Raw genomic sequence first — 16,832 nt, forward strand, 5'->3', positions numbered from 1 at the left:
AATTTACGCTCTGTATCCTTTTAATTACAGTAGAATAATATGAGGGGGGGGTTCATCATGAATCGACAACATGTAGGAATTGTCTTTGGAGGAATTTTGTTATTGGTTGTCGCAATGGGGATTAGTCGATTTGCCTTTACACCGATTCTTCCCTTTATGCGTCATGATGTAGGATTTTCATTGGAAGTGGCTGGGTTTTTAGCTTCAAGCAATTATATTGGTTATTTCATTGGCGCATTATGGGCAGGGTTCATTTATCGTCAACGTAAAAATGTTTTAATGGCAAGTGTTGTTACCAATGTCCTATCTGTTATATTAATGGGCTTAATAGAAGTGTATAGTGTCTGGCTAGTTCTGCGTTTAATTGCTGGCATTACAGGGGGCCTTATTTTTGTGTTAACATCGAGTATTATTATGGACTACTTGGCAAAGCATTCATTATCACGATGGTCTGGCTATGTATTTAGTGGTATAGGCTTAGGGATTGCTATTTCAGGTTTATGTGTACCTGCTATAGAAGCAAGATTTGCTTGGCAGGGTGCATGGTTGGGCTTAGGGATTTTATCAGCAATTTTTTTATTTATTACCTCTTATTTATGGAGAAGTTTAGTGGTGCAGGACAGCACAAAAGTTACGAAATCTCTTGATACAAAAATGACAAAGGGTTTTATGCCATGGCTGATTTTATCCTATGGCTTAGAGGGGTTAGGCTATATTATTACAGGTACTTTTTTAGTCGATATTATTCATAATATTCCTTCTCTTCAAGCTTACTCTTCCTATAGCTGGGTTATTGTGGGGCTAGCGGCTATCCCATCAGCTCCTGTTTGGACGGTCTTATTAGAAAAGTTTTCAGCTATAAAAATTTTGTTTGTGGCGTATATACTGCAAGTGGTTGGTATCCTTTTACCTGTTTTTGCACAAACGGTATGGAGCGTTTTACTAGCATCGTTTTTATTCGGATTAACCTTTGTAGGGATTGTCACGCTAACTACTTCCTATGCACGACAGCTTTTCCCGACAAAGAGCGGATTCGTTGTTTCCTTATTAACAACCTTTTATGCTTTTGGACAAATTATCGGACCGATCATCGCAGGAAAACTGGTTGAAGTTTATAGTAGCTATAAAGCAGCACTTATATTTGCTGGTGTCATTGTGTTTCTTGCATTGCTCGTTATGGTAATTGGTAGATGGTTAACTGTAAAAAAAGAAGCTGTTGCTGAACATACAGTTTCTATATAACGCATAAAAGCCAGAAATCCAAATAGGATTTCTGGCTTTATCATTTACTTAAAGAAGCCGTGCCTCTATCTACATGATATTAAAAAATAAAATAAAAGTCTATATATTTTTTTCTTTATATGGAAAAATAGACAAGTGCACAAAGGACGTAACGTTACGATTTTACTTTGAAATGGGGTCTTTATATGAACACAGAACAAGCTATTCAACGCTGGAATCGATTTGCGGAAAGGTATACAGCAAACTACGATGAGCAGGGTGATATTCATCGTGTCGTACTGTTGAATCCCTCTATCTTTTCTTTGCTAGGAGAGGTAGATGGAAGGCATCTATTAGATGCAGGATGTGGAGAAGGCTATTTAAGCAGATTACTGGTAAAGAAGGGTGCAAGAGTAACAGCCGTTGATTTTTCACAAAAAATGCTAGACATTGCTATGGAAAGAACACAACAGCAGGAAGCTATTCAATTTTTACACGGGAATTGTGAAAATATATCATTTCTAGCTGATGAACAATTTGATGGTATTGTTTCAAATATGGTTCTTCAAGATTTAGAGGATTATCAGGCTGTTCTATGTGAGATGTATCGATTATTAAAACCTAATCGTACTTTTATTTTTTCGATTTTACACCCATGCTTTGTGACACCAAATAGTGGATGGATGAGACATGAGCAGCTGGATCAACAATATTGGAAAGTCCAACGTTATTTTTATGAAGGGGAGTATCACCAGCTAGATGCTGACCCACCGATCGTTCTATACCATCGAACATTAACAAGCTATGTGCAAGCAATTAGGCAAGCTGGATTTACTATTGAGGCTATTGTAGAGCCTAAGCCATCACAAGACATGCTAGAGAAGTATCCTCAATTTGTGGAAGATTTGCATTGTGCAGATTTTATTGTTTTTAAATTAAGGAAATAAAGGAGAAGTAACCATGCGTTTATTTCATGTCAGTGAAGACCCTACTATTATGATTTTCCATCCTCGACTACCTGAGCGACGAGATTTAGATGCCAAAAAAGGGCTAGTATGGGCAATCAACGAAAGATGCCTGCCAAACTATTTAACGCCAAGAGATTGTCCGCGTGTCTGCTTTCATGCAGGAAATCAAACAACAGAGCAGGACAGACAGCAATATCTATCTCAAGCTTCACATGTAGTAGTCATAGAAAACAAGTGGTTGGAAGTATTGAAAACTACAAGTCTTTATCTATATGAGTTTGATAGTAATGGATTCACTTTACAGGATGATATTGCGGGCTATTATACGAGTGAAATAACACAAATGCCCATCAATGTCTCTGAGGTCAACAATACAACAAAAGCATTAAGAGAACGGAATGTTGAATTGCGAATCGTAGATAGCTTATGGGAAATACATGATGAAATCCAAAATACAAGCTTAAATTGGTCGATGTGCAGAATGCGCTTTGCACAACCAAGATTCTAAAAACAAGCCTCGTTATGCACCTATTGCATGGACGAGGCTTATTTTTTATTAGACAGTCGATGTTTGTTCAATTGGTGCTGAAGAGATATTGACTAATTTCTTGTCTTGATAGGTAAAAATATAATCATAGTTAGTTGTTTCATTGAGCATCTTAGGTAAATAATATTTTAAGTCCGCAATCCCTACATTTTCAGGGTGGAAAATCCAAGTAAGCTCCTTCCAATCAAGAATGCCCTCTGCCACCTTTATCGGTGTTACATATGGAAAAGATTCAGGTAGTTCCGCTATAAACGCATACATACAGCCATAATTAACAACGCCATCTGTCCAGGTTATTTTACCCTTATAGGTAATATCCTCAACCGTAATGCCTGTTTCTTCCTTAATTTCTCGTAAGGCTCCAGCTAATGGCGTTTCATTCTGTTCAATTTTGCCGCCTACACCATTCCATGCTCCCATCCATTGTGGCTTGTCTCTATTTAGTAAAAGGATATCATCACCCTTCTTCAGAAAACAAATTGTAAATTCAGCCAAGTTTGTTCCTCCTTTTTAGTTATCTGAATTGGCAGGAGACCAGCCAGTCTGCTGACGCCAACGATTTGCTTGTTTTAAAATTTCCCATATAATTGATTCTTTCGATTTTGTATAGTGTTGACGATTAAGTTTGTATTTCTTAGCCAATTCATATTTTACCTGCTCATAGCGATGACAGTAATCTGGATGACAGCGCAAAAAATCTCGAACTAATAAGGCTAGCTGCTCTGCCCAACTACCAGCTTGTCGAACATGAATATGTACTCGTTTATCTCTTGGAGCCTCTCGAAAATAGCGTTTAGACTTGTCTGGATTTTCTGCTCGATAACTAAAACCTAGAGATTCTAATGGAATTTTAAATGCTGCCAATGGTGTAAACGATGCGGCGGATATTTGTATATCAATTACAGGTTTTGCTGCTACCCCTGCTACAGCGGTTGAGCCAATATGATTCCTAAGGCCTTCCGCAATTGACAGCCTATGCTATGAAATTACTTAGCCCATTCATCTGTATAAGGTAAAATCAAAATAGGATCAGGCATTTTATCTCCTCCCGTAGTCCTCATAAAATTATTGTAGCACGCGTGTTATAGTGGAATAAAGATAGTAGAGGGAGTGAGAAAACGATGATTTTAATAAGTGCTTGCTTAGCAGGTTTAAATGTTCGTTATAATGGCACAAACAGTCTAGATGAAAAAATACAAAAGCTTGTGTTAGAAAATAAAGCTGTCACGGTTTGTCCAGAGCTGATGGGAGGTTTTTCAACGCCCCGTGAGCCCGCTGAAATTGTGGGAGGCAATGGACAAGATGTACTTGATGGCAACGCAACAGTGGTTGAAAGTTCTGGACAAGATGTCACAGATTTATATCTGAAGGGAGCCTATGCAACCTTACAAAAAGCGCTTGAGGTGGGGGCAACTCATGTCATTTTAAAGGAATATAGCCCATCCTGTGGCAGTGCAAAGATTTATAATGGTAGGTTTAATGGAACAAAACTAGCTGGTGAAGGAGTAACTACGGCATTGCTGCGAAGAAACAATATTATCGTGCTATCTGAAGAGAATTTTTTTGAATGATTAAAGGAGAGGCCCCTAAACTAGTAGGGGCCAAAATGATTTATTCAACAATTAATATGCGAGGCGACGTTTTAGCAATTACTTTGGTCGAAATCCAGCCGCCAAAAATGGCAGCTATCACACTTACAAAGCTTATACCGATACTTGTTGGCCAGGTGATAACAAGCGGTAGTTCGAGTAAGCCATAATCTAAAATAATCGACTGAAGAGCAAGAGGAATTAATTTTATCCCGATAAAGATTCCTGCTAATGCACCTATTATGGATAGAATTAAAATACCTATTGTAATCGACCATCTAATATTTGTAGAGGTCATTCCAATGGATTTATAAATGCCATACGTGCTACTTTCTTTTCTAACATTAATTCGCGATACACTAAAAATAATAATGCAGGTTACGATGATAAATAAAATACCAACGATTGAAAGGGGAATGACTAAAACGGCCACGACTTCTTTAAAGACAGCATCTAATAATCGCTGTTGTGTGACAGCTGATACAGAACTTTTAAAGTGCGTATTTAAATCCTCAACGAATGGCGTAGCGACTGTTTCATCTAAAAGATTAATCATACTTACTTCTGAAGTAGTGTAGGTAGTATGATAAACTTTAATAACATCTGCTGTAATCCTTGCTGAATTCGACATATTTGCTATAGATTGATAGATTCCCGTCACAATAAGAAAATGCTGTTTCCCTTCAAGATAAACTTCTACCATATCGCCTATATTTTTATTTAAAGCGCGAGCGACATTGAGCCCAATCGCGATTTCGTTCTTACTGATTGGATTACGACCAGACATAGTCACATAGCCAGCGACATCAAAACTACCCTCAATCACATTGACATTAATATTTAATGGGGGATGGCTGTCATTAGGGAGTACGCCTGTGAATTGATCAAGCCATACATGATCTTTAACCCGTTCATCAGCCATTAAAAAATCTTCAAATTTTTGTTTTGTAAAGGTTTCTTTATTAGATACAGTTACGACTACATGTGAGGCATCATATCCCCATGAAGGAGATGTTTCTTTGATCGAAATAAAACTATTTAATATGACTACACTAAAGACTAGTATGGCAGACGTAATCGAAGTAAGTGTAATAACAAGAATAGAACTTTTAATGTTTTTGGTGATACTTTTAAGACCAATTTGAAGTTGAATCGGTAGACTACTTAATCGAAATAATCTATTCGAGCTGTTTCTGCGCTGATTCATTTTACTATTTGCACTTTCTGACATCCCATATTTGATGGCTTGGACAGGCTCTACATTTCGCGCCTTGTGTGAGTAGAAATAGGCGGTGAGTAGCACAATGCCAAATAAGATGAGAGCAATCACCATGTTGAGCAGAGTATCTTGATGTATGGTTAAATGATTTCCTGCCTTCATATAGGATAAGGAGCTTTCTATAATTATTCTGGAAAGGAATTTACTAATGATGATGCCAGGTATAATCGCGACAGCAGATAACAAACCGAATTGTAATACATAAGTGATACTTATCTCTCGAGAAGAAAGACCCAAAGATTTTATAACGCCTATTGTTCTGTAATTTGTTAAAATGGCATCGGAAATGCTAAAACCAATAACAAACAAGGAAACCAAAAGCATAGCTATACCAAAGGCAATCATAATAAAGCCAATGATTTTATTAATAATCAGATAAAAAGAAGCTATTTCTTCATATTCCATTTTAGATTCAAGATAAGGTCCCTGCAGATATTTTTCAAAATCAGCCCAATAATTGGTGTTTTGCTGATAGTCATTAAAGCGTAATGCCATCATGTACTGATCAGAACCTGTTATGGTTGCTAAATGTTGTTGATAGTCAGTATTGTTCATCCAGATACGAGCATTTGTTGTAAAAGGGCCTCCGTATGGCATATCAACCACAATACCTGACACTGTTAAATGAAACGTGCTCTCACCTGTATGAAATTCAATTGCATCACCGAGCGAAATGGTAGCGCTTGATGCCAATGATGTGGGAATCCAAATCGTACCCTCAGGAGGAGAGAGTTGCTTTTCACCCTCAGAAAATAGTAATTGATCAATCATAAACGGTGTATTTGGCGTATTCATCATAAATAAATAGATATTGGATATTTCTTTCCCATTGAGGGTAAATCTAGATAAATTTCTATAGGGTATGAGACTGGAGGTAGTCACGCCTGGTTGCCCCTGCCACCAATCGTTTACAGCGATCGGGTTATGAATATTGTTACCCATTGTTAAAATTTGATGGGCACCATTTGAATCATGATGGGCTTTTTCAAAAATATTGTTTGTATTGGTCAGTATAGTGACAGAAGTCGCCAGTAAAAGTGTTGATAGAAAAATAAGGACAACCATCAGTCCATTTTGTATTTTCCGTTTTCTTATATAGGAAGAGCAAAGGGTAATAATCGCGTACATTTTTTACTCCTTCCCAGCAACATAAGAAAAGATAATGTGTTCCCGTTCTTGTATGTTGGTATGATCATATTTTTCGAAGTTTAAGATCCCATCTATCTTTCCATCCTGAATGATGATTAGGCGATTCGCACGACAAGCTGCCTTCATATCATGTGTAATCATGACAATGGATTGCCCATTTCTATTTAAATTCGTTAAGGTATCTAACACTGCTACACCTTGATCAAAATTTAAACTACCAGTAGGTTCATCTGCAAATAACACTTTAGGATTGTTGACCAATGCTCTAGCAATGGCAGCTCTTTGTTGCTGTCCACCTGATGTTTGAGAGGGTAATCGATTTCTTTGCTTTTCAAGTCCCATTAAACTTAGTAGTTGCTCCGCTTTTTGTATGACTTCCTTTTTATTTTTTTTCGCGATGTATCCAGGAAGAGCAATATTCTCTAGTAACGTCATATCTGGAATGAGATTGCTACTTTGATAGATATAGCCAACCTTCTGTGAACGAAAGGTAGCTAACTTTCGTTCAGAAAAGGAATCAAGTTTTTCTCCTTGAAAATAAACTTCACCTGCTGTAAGGGCATCAAGCCCACTTAAAAGATAAAGAAGCGTTGATTTACCAGAACCAGAATTCCCCATAATAACGGTGAAATCCCCTTTATAAATGTCGACATTCATATTCTTAATAGCATGGAATTGTTCGCTGCCAGTTGAATAGGTTTTACATAAATTTTGGGCTCGAATCAGTATCTCTTTTTCCATAATAAGGCCTCCTTGACTCATTTTCTTTAGTGTAATATGTAATTATTAGTAAGTCCTTATGAAATTATTAATAAATTCTTACAGAAGAGTAACCTTTCTTAATAGTAAACGTTATAATATGCGATTTAATAGATGTAATAAATAAGGAGGTTAGAGATATGCCCTTAACATTTGCTCATCCAGCGGCAGTCTTACCTTTTTCTCGAAAAAGTAAATATATCCATTTTTCTGCATTGGTTTTAGGAAGTATGGCTCCAGATTTTGAATATTTTTTAAGAGGTCGGCCGATAGGGGAAATTGGTCATACCTTTGCAGGGTTCTTTTTATTCAATCTTCCGCTCGTTCTTTTCATCTACTTGATTTATCAAAGGTTTATCCAACAGCCAATCATGAGCCATTTACCACAGTTTTTACAAGCTACAGAAAGCCATCAAATTGCAGGAAATAACATATGGAAAACCTTTGTTTTTGGCTACTCTGCATTGCTGGGCATGTTAACACATGTCATATGGGATTCATTTACACATCAAAATGGGCTTATGGTGACAAAACTTCGAGTTCTTACTCAAACATATACTTTCTTTGGCTATCAAATACCGATTTATAAATTTCTACAACACGGGAGTACCTTGTTTGGCATTGTGTTAATCTTTGGATATGTATATTACAGAGCAACTTTAAGCAAAGATAAAAAAACACCAGCTATATCTTCACGGAAAAAAATCATCTTTTGGAGTTTACTAGCTGTTTTAACGCTCGGATATGTATGTCTATGGCAGCTTATTAACGGCATTCCTTTAAGAAATTATGGAATATGGGTTGTCCGTATTATCGATTCATTTTTTGGTAGTATACTTACCCTTTCTTTGTTTTTAGCATATAAGAAAAGAACGTTGAAAGAAAAAAAGACTTCCTAAAACGGGAGTCTTTTTACGAGATGGGGAGTATAAGTGTAAAGGTAGTGCCTTCATTAGGCTTACTATGAAATGAAATGGACCCATGGTGCGCTTCCATAATATGCTGACAAATGGATAGGCCAAGTCCTGCTCCTTCATTTTTAATGACTGATTCACTTCCAGGCTGCCGACCTCTAAAGTAACGTTCAAAAATAAAAGGCATATCTTCGGGAAGCATCCCATTTCCAGTATCTATTACTTGGATATAGAGTGATTGATTTTCGATATAGGTAGTAATGGTGATGGTATCTTCATGAGAAGAATGTTTTAACGCATTGGTAATAAGGTTGGAGATCACCTGCTCTAGTCGATCCGCATCTACTAGAATAAGGACATTAGGAATCCTAGTAGGTCTTATAAAATGAATATTGGCTGTTTGGACATAATATTGAATTGGTTTCAGAATGTTTGTAAGAACGTCTTGGCTATATTGTTCTTTTAAATGGATCGGGATATGACCAAGCTCCTTTAAGGTATGAATAAATAAATCATCAACTAGCCTCGACATCTTATCCGTATTAGACTGCATGATTTGAATATAGGCCATAAGCGAATCTTCATCTCGACAAATACCCTCTGAAATAGCGTCTAAATATGCTTTGATTGTGGTTAAGGGAGTTCTCACTTCATGAGATATATTAGATATGAGCTTCTTTTGAGTTTGCTCTTGTTCATTGTGCTGGATGGCTAACTGTTTAATCTCTAATCGCATTTGATCAAATACCGCATACAATTCACCAACCTCATCCATTTTCGAGTGGATGGTGATTTGATCGTAATTTCCTTTTACAATTTCCTCTGTATTGTCCTTCAGCTCATGTAAAGGCTTTAAAATATCTTGATGAACTTTCCTTACTATGAATAGGGCAAGGCAAATGATCAAAAGACTCAAGAAGCTAATAAAGATTAATAAAATAATCGAGCTGGAATCCGACTGTTTTAAAGGAAAGAGAATGTCTTTGCTCAGGGAAAAAATAGCATTACCTATTTGTTTATTGCTTTCTCCATTCATAATCGGAAAGGCTATATTAATCTTTCCTGGCTCTTGTTGTGAGGTGAATAAATCATAATGTATATCATTTTTAATATGAATAGTTGAAACATCATTTTTAATTGAAGTGTAACTTACTGTTCCATCTAGTTGAACTACTGTAATATCAATATTCTTGTCATCACTCATTTGTTGTAGTGTGCTACGTATAGCTGAATCTAAAGCTAAATTTGGAAAATGATCTTCTATGTACAATAATAATGGATTTACTGATAAACGAATTTGATTAATAACATATTTATCTTGTGATTCTTCTTGAGAAGGCTCTGCTGCAAAAAATAGTGAAAGGACAACAACAAACAATAGTACAACACAAATTAATAGGGCCCATATCCACTTACTCATCCAATTTTTTAGGTACATTTGATTCTCCTATGAGTGATTGGCTGTACTGAATTTATAACCGACTCCCCAAACCGTTTGAAGATAAACAGGATGAGAAGGGCTGACTTCAATTTTTTCTCGAAGCCTTCTAATATAAACCGTAATTGTATTTTCATCTCCATAGGTCTCATAACCCCAAACGGCATCAAGTAACTGACCTTTAGAGAAAACTTGATTTCTATTTTTAGCTAGGAAAAATAGCAGTTCAAACTCTTTTGCTGACAGTGGTATTGGCTTGCTATCACGTAAAAAAATATATTCCTGTTTATTTATGACCATATTATCTATGTGAATGACATCTACTCCCATTTGACCATCATTATGCTGAAGCCATCTATCCTGTCTTCGTAAATGAGCGTTTATTCTCGCGACAAGTTCACTTAAAGAGAATGGTTTTGTCATATAATCATCTGCTCCAAAACCTAATCCCAGTACTTTATCTGTATCACTTCCTCGAGCACTTAAAATAAGAATGGCAACATTGCTATTTTCACGGATTTTACGACATATTTCAATGCCATCACAATCTGGTAGAGAAAGATCAAGGATAATGAAATCAGGTTTAGATTCTTGCAAATAATGGATTGCTTCATGACCTGTTCGAACAATATGTGAATCGAACTGATTAACACTTAAGTAGTCCCTTATAATATTAGCTATATCATTTTCGTCTTCAACAATTAGTACTGTGATGTTCCTGTTGCGCATACATACTATCTCTCCTTAGTAAGATGTCTAAATCATTTTCTTCGGTTGACTAGGAAAAAAAACAAAACAATGATAAGGAATGCATACATTATAATCCATGTGTATTGCCAATAAAAAACATTGGGTATTACTTCAATTTGATCGCCCACACTCATCATTTCTAATGAAAAATGAAGAGGAGGAAGTAACCAAAGAAGTCCAGTTAGAATAGAATCTTTTAAAGTAGCGATAACGACAGAAATAATAAGGATGCCTATTACACCCCACCACGTATTTCTTCTATTTTTCACGAGTTCCCTAGTAAATAAAGCAGTGAGTGCAATGGCAAGTAACGATAAACTAAAATGAGACAAGAAACCAAGTAAAATATGTAATAGTTTGGGCTTCTCAAAAAATGCCTCTATTAGGATTGGATAGATGACAGAAACACAGCTTAGGCTAAAGGCAAGCAGCCCACAAATGATGAATATCCCTAAATTGTAGTCTAATGTTTTTTTCGTATGAAGGGTAGTAATCATTTTTTGTCCTTCATCTTCAGCATGAAATAATGTAACAGTAAACCAGCCCATTAAAAAAAAGAGCACAAGAGATGTAAATGAATAACTATCTAATATTGGATTAGGGACAAAAGTATAATTAACGATAAGGCATAGAATGAAGATTGTAAAAGGTGGAACGTATTGATAGGTTCTTAAATAATTTATCAATTGATAACGTACTAAACTGCTCATCTTTTTCGATTCCTCCTTTCAAAAATGAGAAGAGAATTGTTCTTTTTTGTAGTGGACAGTAGCTAAATATTTAATTGAAGCATTTTGTTGTAATAATTTCAGTAAAATTTGATCTGAATCCTTTGCTGGAACAATCGTCACTATTTCATAATGTCCATTCACTAAAAGTTGTTGTTGTTGAATCTCTATCGAAGGTATGATTTCATCGAGTAATGATAGGCTAGCAATCTCAAAAATTAATCGATGTGTTGGATTGCGATCGAAATCCTCTATCTGAATGATCGTATTCTCTTGAATAAGTAAAACGGAGTCTACAAGGTTTTCGAGTAATTTGGTTTCATGACAGGTTAAGAGGATACTGAGTCCTTTGCTTCTTACTCTAGCTAAGATTTGTTCGAAATCATTTTGTGCCTTGGCATCAAGTCCTGACAATGGTTCATCCATTATCAGTAGATCAGTTTCTTCTAGCATCGCCTGCATAATCATCACCTTTTGCTTCATCCCTTTAGAGAAATGGACAATCCTTGTATCTTTTTCCTCTTTTAGTTGAAACATCTCAAGTAATTCTTCTATCTTCTGCAAAAGCTGCTTTTTAGCCATACCTCGTATACAGCCCATGTGATAAAGATATTCTTGAGGCGTAAATAAAATATGAGTAGGAGTTATTTCTGGTACATAGCCAACTTTTAATGATGTTTTACGCTTCACAATAGAACCACTGTCTGGTTTAATGAATGCTGCAATCATCTTGAGTAAAGTGCTTTTTCCAGAACCATTTTTCCCTACTAGAGCAATGATTTGATTGGACGCAATTGAAAACGATACATTCTCTAAAATTTTTTTCCCATTGTATTGTTTACAGATGTTTTGTACTTCCAAAATAGTAGTCATCTTCACACACCTTTATTTTTGGATAATTCTTCTCCATAAAATAATTATAATGAAAATCGGCCATTCACTTCAATTAAATTGGTTATATTTCCTGTTTTTAGTTATTTCAATTACATAAAAAAGCTCTGCCTTTCAAATAGCAGAACTTTTAAGGATTGATTACAACGAACGATATTTTTTTAAACTGATAATATTTAATGTAATGAAAACAATGGCAAAACAAGTAAGAATGCTGAGATTCACTATAATATCAGGAAGTGAATAACCTTTATACATCACACCATTCAATGCGTCCGCAGCATAGTATAGAGGCATGATACGCCCAATATTTTGAAGCCATTCCGCCATACTATCCAGCGGGAAAATACCCGAAAAGAACACTTGAGGAACAATAACAAGCGGAATAAATTGCATCATTTGAAATTCTGAAGCGGCAAAGCTAGATAGCAACGCACCTAAGGATAACGAGACAAGAGCGACCATCATATTGATGAGTAGGACAAGCCAGATGGAGCCTACATGAACAATATCGAGCACATAAATACCAAACAGGACGATAATAATTGTTTGCAGGAACGCAAATAAACCATAGCCAACCATATAGCCTGCTACAATTTCTGAACGTTTAATCGGTGTCGCTAGTAAACGCTCCAATGTTCCAGAAGTACGCTCCTTTAATAAGGCAATGCCAGTAATTAAAAAAACAAAGAAAAAAACAAAGAAGCCAATGAGCATAGGACTAAATATATCAAAAATAGCCGTATCCTGATCTCCATAAACATAGTCCGTTTTCATACTACCTATAGAGGCTTGTGTAGGCTGTAAGATTTGAGCAAGTTGCATCGTTAAAGCCTTTGCACGAGAAGGATCATCATTTAATAAAGTTAACTTACTAGTATTTTGCTCTACAGCTAGCCAACCACTATACTCTTTATCTTGTAGCTGTTTTTTTGAAAAACCATTGTCCACGATAATGGTAAGATCAGCCTCTTTTAATTTGTCGATTAATGGGGCGGGCGCATTAGAGACAACAAGTGTGACGGAAACCTCGTTACTATTAAAAATAAAATACATTAAGGACAAGACAAGAAGTGGAGCTAAAAATAATAGAGCAAGTGTCCGTCTATCTCTTTTCATTTGTTGGATGATTCTTGTGATGATAGCACCTATTCTCATTGAACGTCACCTCCAGCTTTTACAAACACCTCATCAAAGTCTTTTGCTTGATAATGATCTTTTAACTCTTGTGGGGTACCCTGTGCAATAATATGCCCACTTCTTAGCATGGCCAATTGATCACATCTTTCCGCTTCATCCATCGCATGTGTCGTCACTAAAATGGTTTTTTGTTCTTGATCTTTTAAACGAATAAGTTCTTGCCAAATTTCCTTTTTTAAGACAGGATCTATCCCCACCGTTGGTTCATCCAAAATGAGTAATTTAGGATTTTGAATAAGGGCAATAGCAAGAGATAATCGACGTTTCATTCCTCCCGAATAATTTTCCACTTTTAGTCGTAAGTCATCTGTTAGACGAACGAGGCTTGCCGCATAGGCTACTCTTTCTATTCGTTCCGCCTTTGCTAAGGAATAAAGCTTTGCAAAAAAATGTAGATTTTCTTCTCCAGTTAAATCTGTATAAAGTGCATCTGATTGTGCCATATAGCCAATGTCATTTAATAATTGTTTATGAGGAACATTCAAATCTAACACTTGAATAGTACCACCATCAGGTTTCAGCATGCCCATAATCATTTTGATTAGTGTTGTTTTCCCACAGCCTGACGGACCGAGTAAGCCCATTAACTGTCCTCTAGGAACATCCAAAGATAGGGGAGCAATAACTTGCTTATGTTGAAATCGTTTTTCGAGAGATTGAATAGAGATTGCCTGGTTGCCCATATGGTCCTCACTCCTTCACTGAACACAATGTTGATTTGATAAAAATTTTACGGTAGCATGTGAGCAAATACAATCAACAGTTTGCCAGCAAGTGTTAAGTAAATGGAGGGGAATATATGTCTGTACATGAAAAAATGAATTTTGAAACGAAGCAAGCCATTAAAAATGCTTTTATCCAACAAGTAGAGGAGGTAGGCTTTGAGCGTGTGACTGTAAAGAATTTAGCGTTAGTAGCTGAAATTAATCGTGGCACGTTTTATTTACATTATTCAGATAAATATGATGTGATGGAGGATTTGCAGCAAGAGCTATTAATGGAGTTAGAGCGCTATGTCAAACATGTTCAGCCGTTGGATGCTTTTCAAACGCTAAAAATGGGGCAACTCTATCAGCCATTTATCAAGGTGATAACGTGTATAAAAGTGCATGCACCAGCTTTTCGTATGTTATTAGGAGAGCAGGGGAGCCCTAGCTTTACACAAAAGGTGAAAATGATCTTTGGGAGTCATATTTTGGACAGATTATCGCTTATACGCAAGGAAGCACAAGATCCCGAGTTTCAGCAATATTTACAAGCCTTTATAGCATCCGCCATTTTAGGGGTCATTCAGGAGTGGTTGGACAAGGGGAACGAGAACTTAACGGTAGAAGAAATGGTCGCTCTACATTTTCGATTAATACGTTTTTTAGGAAATGTAGTAGGTACTATTTAATGGAAAACCGCTACAGCACTTGCTCTGTAGCGGTTAGGAATTATAGATGTAAATCTCGTTTTACAAAAAAACGAATTGCTAAACTATAGCAAAGCAAGCCAATGAGGAAAAGTGTACCGAGCATCCACCAGCAGGAGCTATTTTGTTGGATTAATTGAACGAAATCGAACAATGAATAGATTGTGAAGTATTGTAATTTGTCATAGGTAAAATAATTGTTGGTTTAAATATTCCCACTAAAATTGGACTAATATTCGCCTGAAAATAGATAAGATTAACATTACTTTTCAGGTTCACATCTTTTAGTTGTTTCGCTAAAATAGACCACATTCTATCCTCTTTAGGCACTACTACACAATTTCTGTGTATTTTTTGATATACCTCGGTATACATACAAAAACCATAAGCTTATTCTAACAGCGCCAATTAACCAAATCACAAATATAATGTACAAAAATTTCTGATAAGGACATAGTGTTTTGTTCAACAATAGGTAATTGTTGAAATGATAAAAAATCCTGCTCTTTTTCGAGCAGTAGAGGTACACTCAATATAAGAAATACAGGTACTAGAAAAAAGAAAAGGGCTAACTTTCTATTCCAGTAATACCATTTAGCAGTAAGTACCTCTCTTGATAGAGTAGTAATACTATATGAAAGAATGAAAATACTACTGCCAGTGATTGATAAGGTCACTACTATATTCAACCATTCATCCATTTACTCACCTACTTCTCTGAAAGCCAGTGTTTCAATTCATCTAATTCATCATCCGTTACTTTCTCATCGTAGAGTGTTGCTAAAAAAATTTTCACAGACCCTTGATACATCGTATCTAATAATCTTTTCGCTTCTCTTTATTTATCATTCTTTAAATGTTACACAAGGGTTATAATGATTCACACGCCATTTTCCTCTTGTAACATTCAATAATCTTTTATCAACTAATTTAGATAAAAAGTATTGATTGTTTGTCCTTGCCAAGCCTTCTCTGAAAAGATTTCTAATAATTCACTTGATGTAACCGAACGATTCAAGTTCTAAATAACTTGCATAACTTCCATTTCAGTATCTGTTAATTTGTGGAGTTCAGGAAAATTATTCACCTACTTTCTAAAATTATATATTTGCTATTCTCACACTATATTGTTGTAGTGAATGTTACTATATACTTGCAGTTATTGTCATTGTATGATGTTGAATTAGATATATCTAAAGTAACTAACCACCTTAAGAAGGTGATTACAATCATACTTAGTAATAATGACGTTCATGTATTTCTTTTAAAACTTTTAATTAAAATTTTAAAAAAATATGTCGAAATTTGTAATGAAAAAAGTATTTACTTTTCTAAATTCATTATGTTAATATCTTAACCAAGAAAATGCGCAATTTCTAAAATTTATAAAAAAAGGAGAAATTTCCACAAAAAAATTTATAGAAATTATTTTCTTATCAGCTTTATTTACATTTTCTGCAAGTGTTTTTGCTAGTGCTGAAAGTGTAGATTCCATAGTAGAAGAAATAGATGTGGTGTCCTTTGAAGCTCAAGACTTTGAAACTCAAGAAAATGTAGGTGTATCTGCCCTAGAAGAAACAGTTGAAGTTACTCCTTATGGTGTATTAAAGCCAAGTTCATCTTCTGTTTGGAACCTTTATACTCAAGGTAGATATGATTTTAGCGGAAACGCAACTGGTTCTGATTTATACACGAATTATTACTTAACTGGAAAAAGTTCTGTGAAAATAGTAATAACAAATCATAGTAGTAAAAATAATTTAGAAGTATCGTTCATGCAGCTTAACACTTTTTTGGACACTACAATCAAGAACTATACTGTAACCCCAGGTGCTACTTTAACTGCATACCCTCCTACAATCAGTAGTAGCGAAAAGTATTACCTTTTATTTAAAGGACCAAGTAACTTTAGTGGATACATCGAATAATTGTTTACAAAAGGGTATGGTTTGTTCATACCCTTTTTAATTTACTTAAGGAGATTT

19 protein-coding genes are annotated in these 16,832 nt (G+C 35.6%); 7 read left to right on the top strand and 12 right to left on the bottom strand.

The annotated features are described in order from the left end of the window. The first annotated feature begins 57 nt into the window (after positions 1-57). The 3 genes from LCP48_RS06825 (at position 58) to LCP48_RS06835 (ending at position 2,697) form a co-directional block, all read left to right on the top strand. The gene (locus LCP48_RS06825) at positions 58-1,242 is read left to right on the top strand and encodes a YbfB/YjiJ family MFS transporter (RefSeq protein WP_009370744.1); all 1,185 of its coding nucleotides are present in this window, start codon (positions 58-60) and stop codon (positions 1,240-1,242) included. A gap of 185 nt (positions 1,243-1,427) precedes the next feature. Further along, positions 1,428-2,168, top strand: coding sequence for a class I SAM-dependent methyltransferase (locus LCP48_RS06830; RefSeq protein WP_004232325.1), 741 nt, complete (start codon positions 1,428-1,430; stop codon positions 2,166-2,168). 13 nt (positions 2,169-2,181) lie between these two features. After that, positions 2,182-2,697 carry a DUF6886 family protein gene (locus LCP48_RS06835; protein WP_004232330.1) on the top strand — a complete coding sequence of 172 codons (516 nt, stop codon included), beginning with the start codon at positions 2,182-2,184 and terminating at the stop codon, positions 2,695-2,697. A 48-nt stretch (positions 2,698-2,745) separates the two neighbouring features. On the opposite strand, the gene LCP48_RS06840 is transcribed toward LCP48_RS06835, so the two are convergent. Both LCP48_RS06840 and LCP48_RS06845 read right to left on the bottom strand, forming a co-directional pair. Continuing rightward, positions 2,746-3,231 (bottom strand): NUDIX hydrolase, encoded by a 486-nt coding sequence (locus tag LCP48_RS06840; protein ID WP_004232333.1) that lies wholly within the window; start codon positions 3,229-3,231, stop codon positions 2,746-2,748. Positions 3,232-3,246: 15 nt separating this feature from the next. After that, positions 3,247-3,708 (bottom strand): GrpB family protein, encoded by a 462-nt coding sequence (locus tag LCP48_RS06845; RefSeq protein ID WP_253294175.1) that lies wholly within the window; start codon positions 3,706-3,708, stop codon positions 3,247-3,249. 149 nt (positions 3,709-3,857) lie between these two features. Between LCP48_RS06845 and LCP48_RS06850 the strand changes: the two genes are divergently transcribed. After that, positions 3,858-4,307 carry a 2-thiouracil desulfurase family protein gene (locus LCP48_RS06850; RefSeq protein ID WP_004232337.1) on the top strand — a complete coding sequence of 150 codons (450 nt, stop codon included), beginning with the start codon at positions 3,858-3,860 and terminating at the stop codon, positions 4,305-4,307. Positions 4,308-4,347: 40 nt separating this feature from the next. On the opposite strand, the gene LCP48_RS06855 is transcribed toward LCP48_RS06850, so the two are convergent. Both LCP48_RS06855 and LCP48_RS06860 read right to left on the bottom strand, forming a co-directional pair. Continuing rightward, entirely contained in the window at positions 4,348-6,732 is a 2,385-nt protein-coding gene (locus LCP48_RS06855; RefSeq protein ID WP_004232339.1) for an ABC transporter permease, read from the bottom strand. 3 nt (positions 6,733-6,735) lie between these two features. Continuing rightward, the gene (locus LCP48_RS06860) at positions 6,736-7,494 is read right to left on the bottom strand and encodes an ABC transporter ATP-binding protein (RefSeq protein WP_004232341.1); all 759 of its coding nucleotides are present in this window, start codon (positions 7,492-7,494) and stop codon (positions 6,736-6,738) included. A 158-nt stretch (positions 7,495-7,652) separates the two neighbouring features. Between LCP48_RS06860 and LCP48_RS06865 the strand changes: the two genes are divergently transcribed. After that, a complete protein-coding gene (locus tag LCP48_RS06865; RefSeq protein WP_004232343.1) occupies positions 7,653-8,411 on the top strand; it encodes a DUF4184 family protein in 759 nt (252 codons plus the stop codon). A 13-nt stretch (positions 8,412-8,424) separates the two neighbouring features. Here the strand turns inward: LCP48_RS06865 and LCP48_RS06870 are convergent, their stop codons facing one another. The 6 genes from LCP48_RS06870 to LCP48_RS06895 form a co-directional block, all read right to left on the bottom strand. Beyond that, the gene (locus LCP48_RS06870; RefSeq protein WP_009370747.1) at positions 8,425-9,864 is read right to left on the bottom strand and encodes a sensor histidine kinase; all 1,440 of its coding nucleotides are present in this window, start codon (positions 9,862-9,864) and stop codon (positions 8,425-8,427) included. Between the two features lie 9 nt (positions 9,865-9,873). After that, positions 9,874-10,593 (bottom strand): response regulator transcription factor, encoded by a 720-nt coding sequence (locus LCP48_RS06875; protein WP_009370749.1) that lies wholly within the window; start codon positions 10,591-10,593, stop codon positions 9,874-9,876. 32 nt (positions 10,594-10,625) lie between these two features. After that, complete coding sequence (locus LCP48_RS06880) at positions 10,626-11,324, bottom strand: hypothetical protein (RefSeq protein ID WP_004232350.1); 699 nt, start codon at positions 11,322-11,324, stop codon at positions 10,626-10,628. Between the two features lie 18 nt (positions 11,325-11,342). Beyond that, positions 11,343-12,215 (bottom strand): ABC transporter ATP-binding protein, encoded by an 873-nt coding sequence (locus LCP48_RS06885; RefSeq protein WP_004232351.1) that lies wholly within the window; start codon positions 12,213-12,215, stop codon positions 11,343-11,345. Positions 12,216-12,374: 159 nt separating this feature from the next. Beyond that, positions 12,375-13,391, bottom strand: coding sequence for an ABC transporter permease (locus LCP48_RS06890; protein WP_221680517.1), 1,017 nt, complete (start codon positions 13,389-13,391; stop codon positions 12,375-12,377). After that, complete coding sequence (locus LCP48_RS06895; protein WP_004232353.1) at positions 13,388-14,116, bottom strand: ABC transporter ATP-binding protein; 729 nt, start codon at positions 14,114-14,116, stop codon at positions 13,388-13,390. Before LCP48_RS06895 ends, LCP48_RS06890 begins: the two co-directional genes overlap by 4 nt. Positions 14,117-14,232: 116 nt before the next feature. Here LCP48_RS06895 and LCP48_RS06900 point away from each other — a divergent pair, with 116 nt between their 5' ends. Then, positions 14,233-14,829, top strand: coding sequence for a TetR/AcrR family transcriptional regulator (locus LCP48_RS06900; protein WP_004232354.1), 597 nt, complete (start codon positions 14,233-14,235; stop codon positions 14,827-14,829). 150 nt (positions 14,830-14,979) lie between these two features. On the opposite strand, the gene LCP48_RS06905 is transcribed toward LCP48_RS06900, so the two are convergent. Next, a complete protein-coding gene (locus LCP48_RS06905; RefSeq protein WP_225340813.1) occupies positions 14,980-15,159 on the bottom strand; it encodes a M48 family metalloprotease in 180 nt (59 codons plus the stop codon). A gap of 83 nt (positions 15,160-15,242) precedes the next feature. Further along, positions 15,243-15,548 carry a hypothetical protein gene (locus LCP48_RS06910; protein ID WP_004232361.1) on the bottom strand — a complete coding sequence of 102 codons (306 nt, stop codon included), beginning with the start codon at positions 15,546-15,548 and terminating at the stop codon, positions 15,243-15,245. Between the two features lie 810 nt (positions 15,549-16,358). On the opposite strand from LCP48_RS06910, the gene LCP48_RS06915 reads away from it, so the two are divergent. Further along, entirely contained in the window at positions 16,359-16,775 is a 417-nt protein-coding gene (locus LCP48_RS06915) for a hypothetical protein (RefSeq protein WP_009370753.1), read from the top strand. Positions 16,776-16,832 lie beyond the last annotated feature (57 nt).

Source organism: Lysinibacillus capsici, from assembly GCF_020217405.1.
Lineage (GTDB): Bacteria > Bacillota > Bacilli > Bacillales_A > Planococcaceae > Lysinibacillus > Lysinibacillus capsici.

What these genes read in the sequence shown, in the direction of transcription:
- LCP48_RS06855 (WP_004232339.1), bottom strand. Translation starts at nt 6,732, where the DNA reads ATGTACGCGATTATTACCCTTTGCTCTTCCTATATAAGAAAACGGAAA.
- LCP48_RS06900 (WP_004232354.1), top strand. Translation starts at nt 14,233, where the DNA reads ATGTCTGTACATGAAAAAATGAATTTTGAAACGAAGCAAGCCATTAAA.
- LCP48_RS06875 (WP_009370749.1), bottom strand. Translation starts at nt 10,593, where the DNA reads ATGCGCAACAGGAACATCACAGTACTAATTGTTGAAGACGAAAATGAT.
- LCP48_RS06860 (WP_004232341.1), bottom strand. Translation starts at nt 7,494, where the DNA reads ATGGAAAAAGAGATACTGATTCGAGCCCAAAATTTATGTAAAACCTAT.
- LCP48_RS06865 (WP_004232343.1), top strand. Translation starts at nt 7,653, where the DNA reads ATGCCCTTAACATTTGCTCATCCAGCGGCAGTCTTACCTTTTTCTCGA.
- LCP48_RS06825 (WP_009370744.1), top strand. Translation starts at nt 58, where the DNA reads ATGAATCGACAACATGTAGGAATTGTCTTTGGAGGAATTTTGTTATTG.
- LCP48_RS06895 (WP_004232353.1), bottom strand. Translation starts at nt 14,116, where the DNA reads ATGGGCAACCAGGCAATCTCTATTCAATCTCTCGAAAAACGATTTCAA.
- LCP48_RS06885 (WP_004232351.1), bottom strand. Translation starts at nt 12,215, where the DNA reads ATGACTACTATTTTGGAAGTACAAAACATCTGTAAACAATACAATGGG.
- LCP48_RS06880 (WP_004232350.1), bottom strand. Translation starts at nt 11,324, where the DNA reads ATGAGCAGTTTAGTACGTTATCAATTGATAAATTATTTAAGAACCTAT.
- LCP48_RS06870 (WP_009370747.1), bottom strand. Translation starts at nt 9,864, where the DNA reads ATGTACCTAAAAAATTGGATGAGTAAGTGGATATGGGCCCTATTAATT.
- LCP48_RS06850 (WP_004232337.1), top strand. Translation starts at nt 3,858, where the DNA reads ATGATTTTAATAAGTGCTTGCTTAGCAGGTTTAAATGTTCGTTATAAT.
- LCP48_RS06890 (WP_221680517.1), bottom strand. Translation starts at nt 13,391, where the DNA reads ATGAGAATAGGTGCTATCATCACAAGAATCATCCAACAAATGAAAAGA.
- LCP48_RS06910 (WP_004232361.1), bottom strand. Translation starts at nt 15,548, where the DNA reads ATGGATGAATGGTTGAATATAGTAGTGACCTTATCAATCACTGGCAGT.
- LCP48_RS06905 (WP_225340813.1), bottom strand. Translation starts at nt 15,159, where the DNA reads ATGTGGTCTATTTTAGCGAAACAACTAAAAGATGTGAACCTGAAAAGT.
- LCP48_RS06830 (WP_004232325.1), top strand. Translation starts at nt 1,428, where the DNA reads ATGAACACAGAACAAGCTATTCAACGCTGGAATCGATTTGCGGAAAGG.
- LCP48_RS06835 (WP_004232330.1), top strand. Translation starts at nt 2,182, where the DNA reads ATGCGTTTATTTCATGTCAGTGAAGACCCTACTATTATGATTTTCCAT.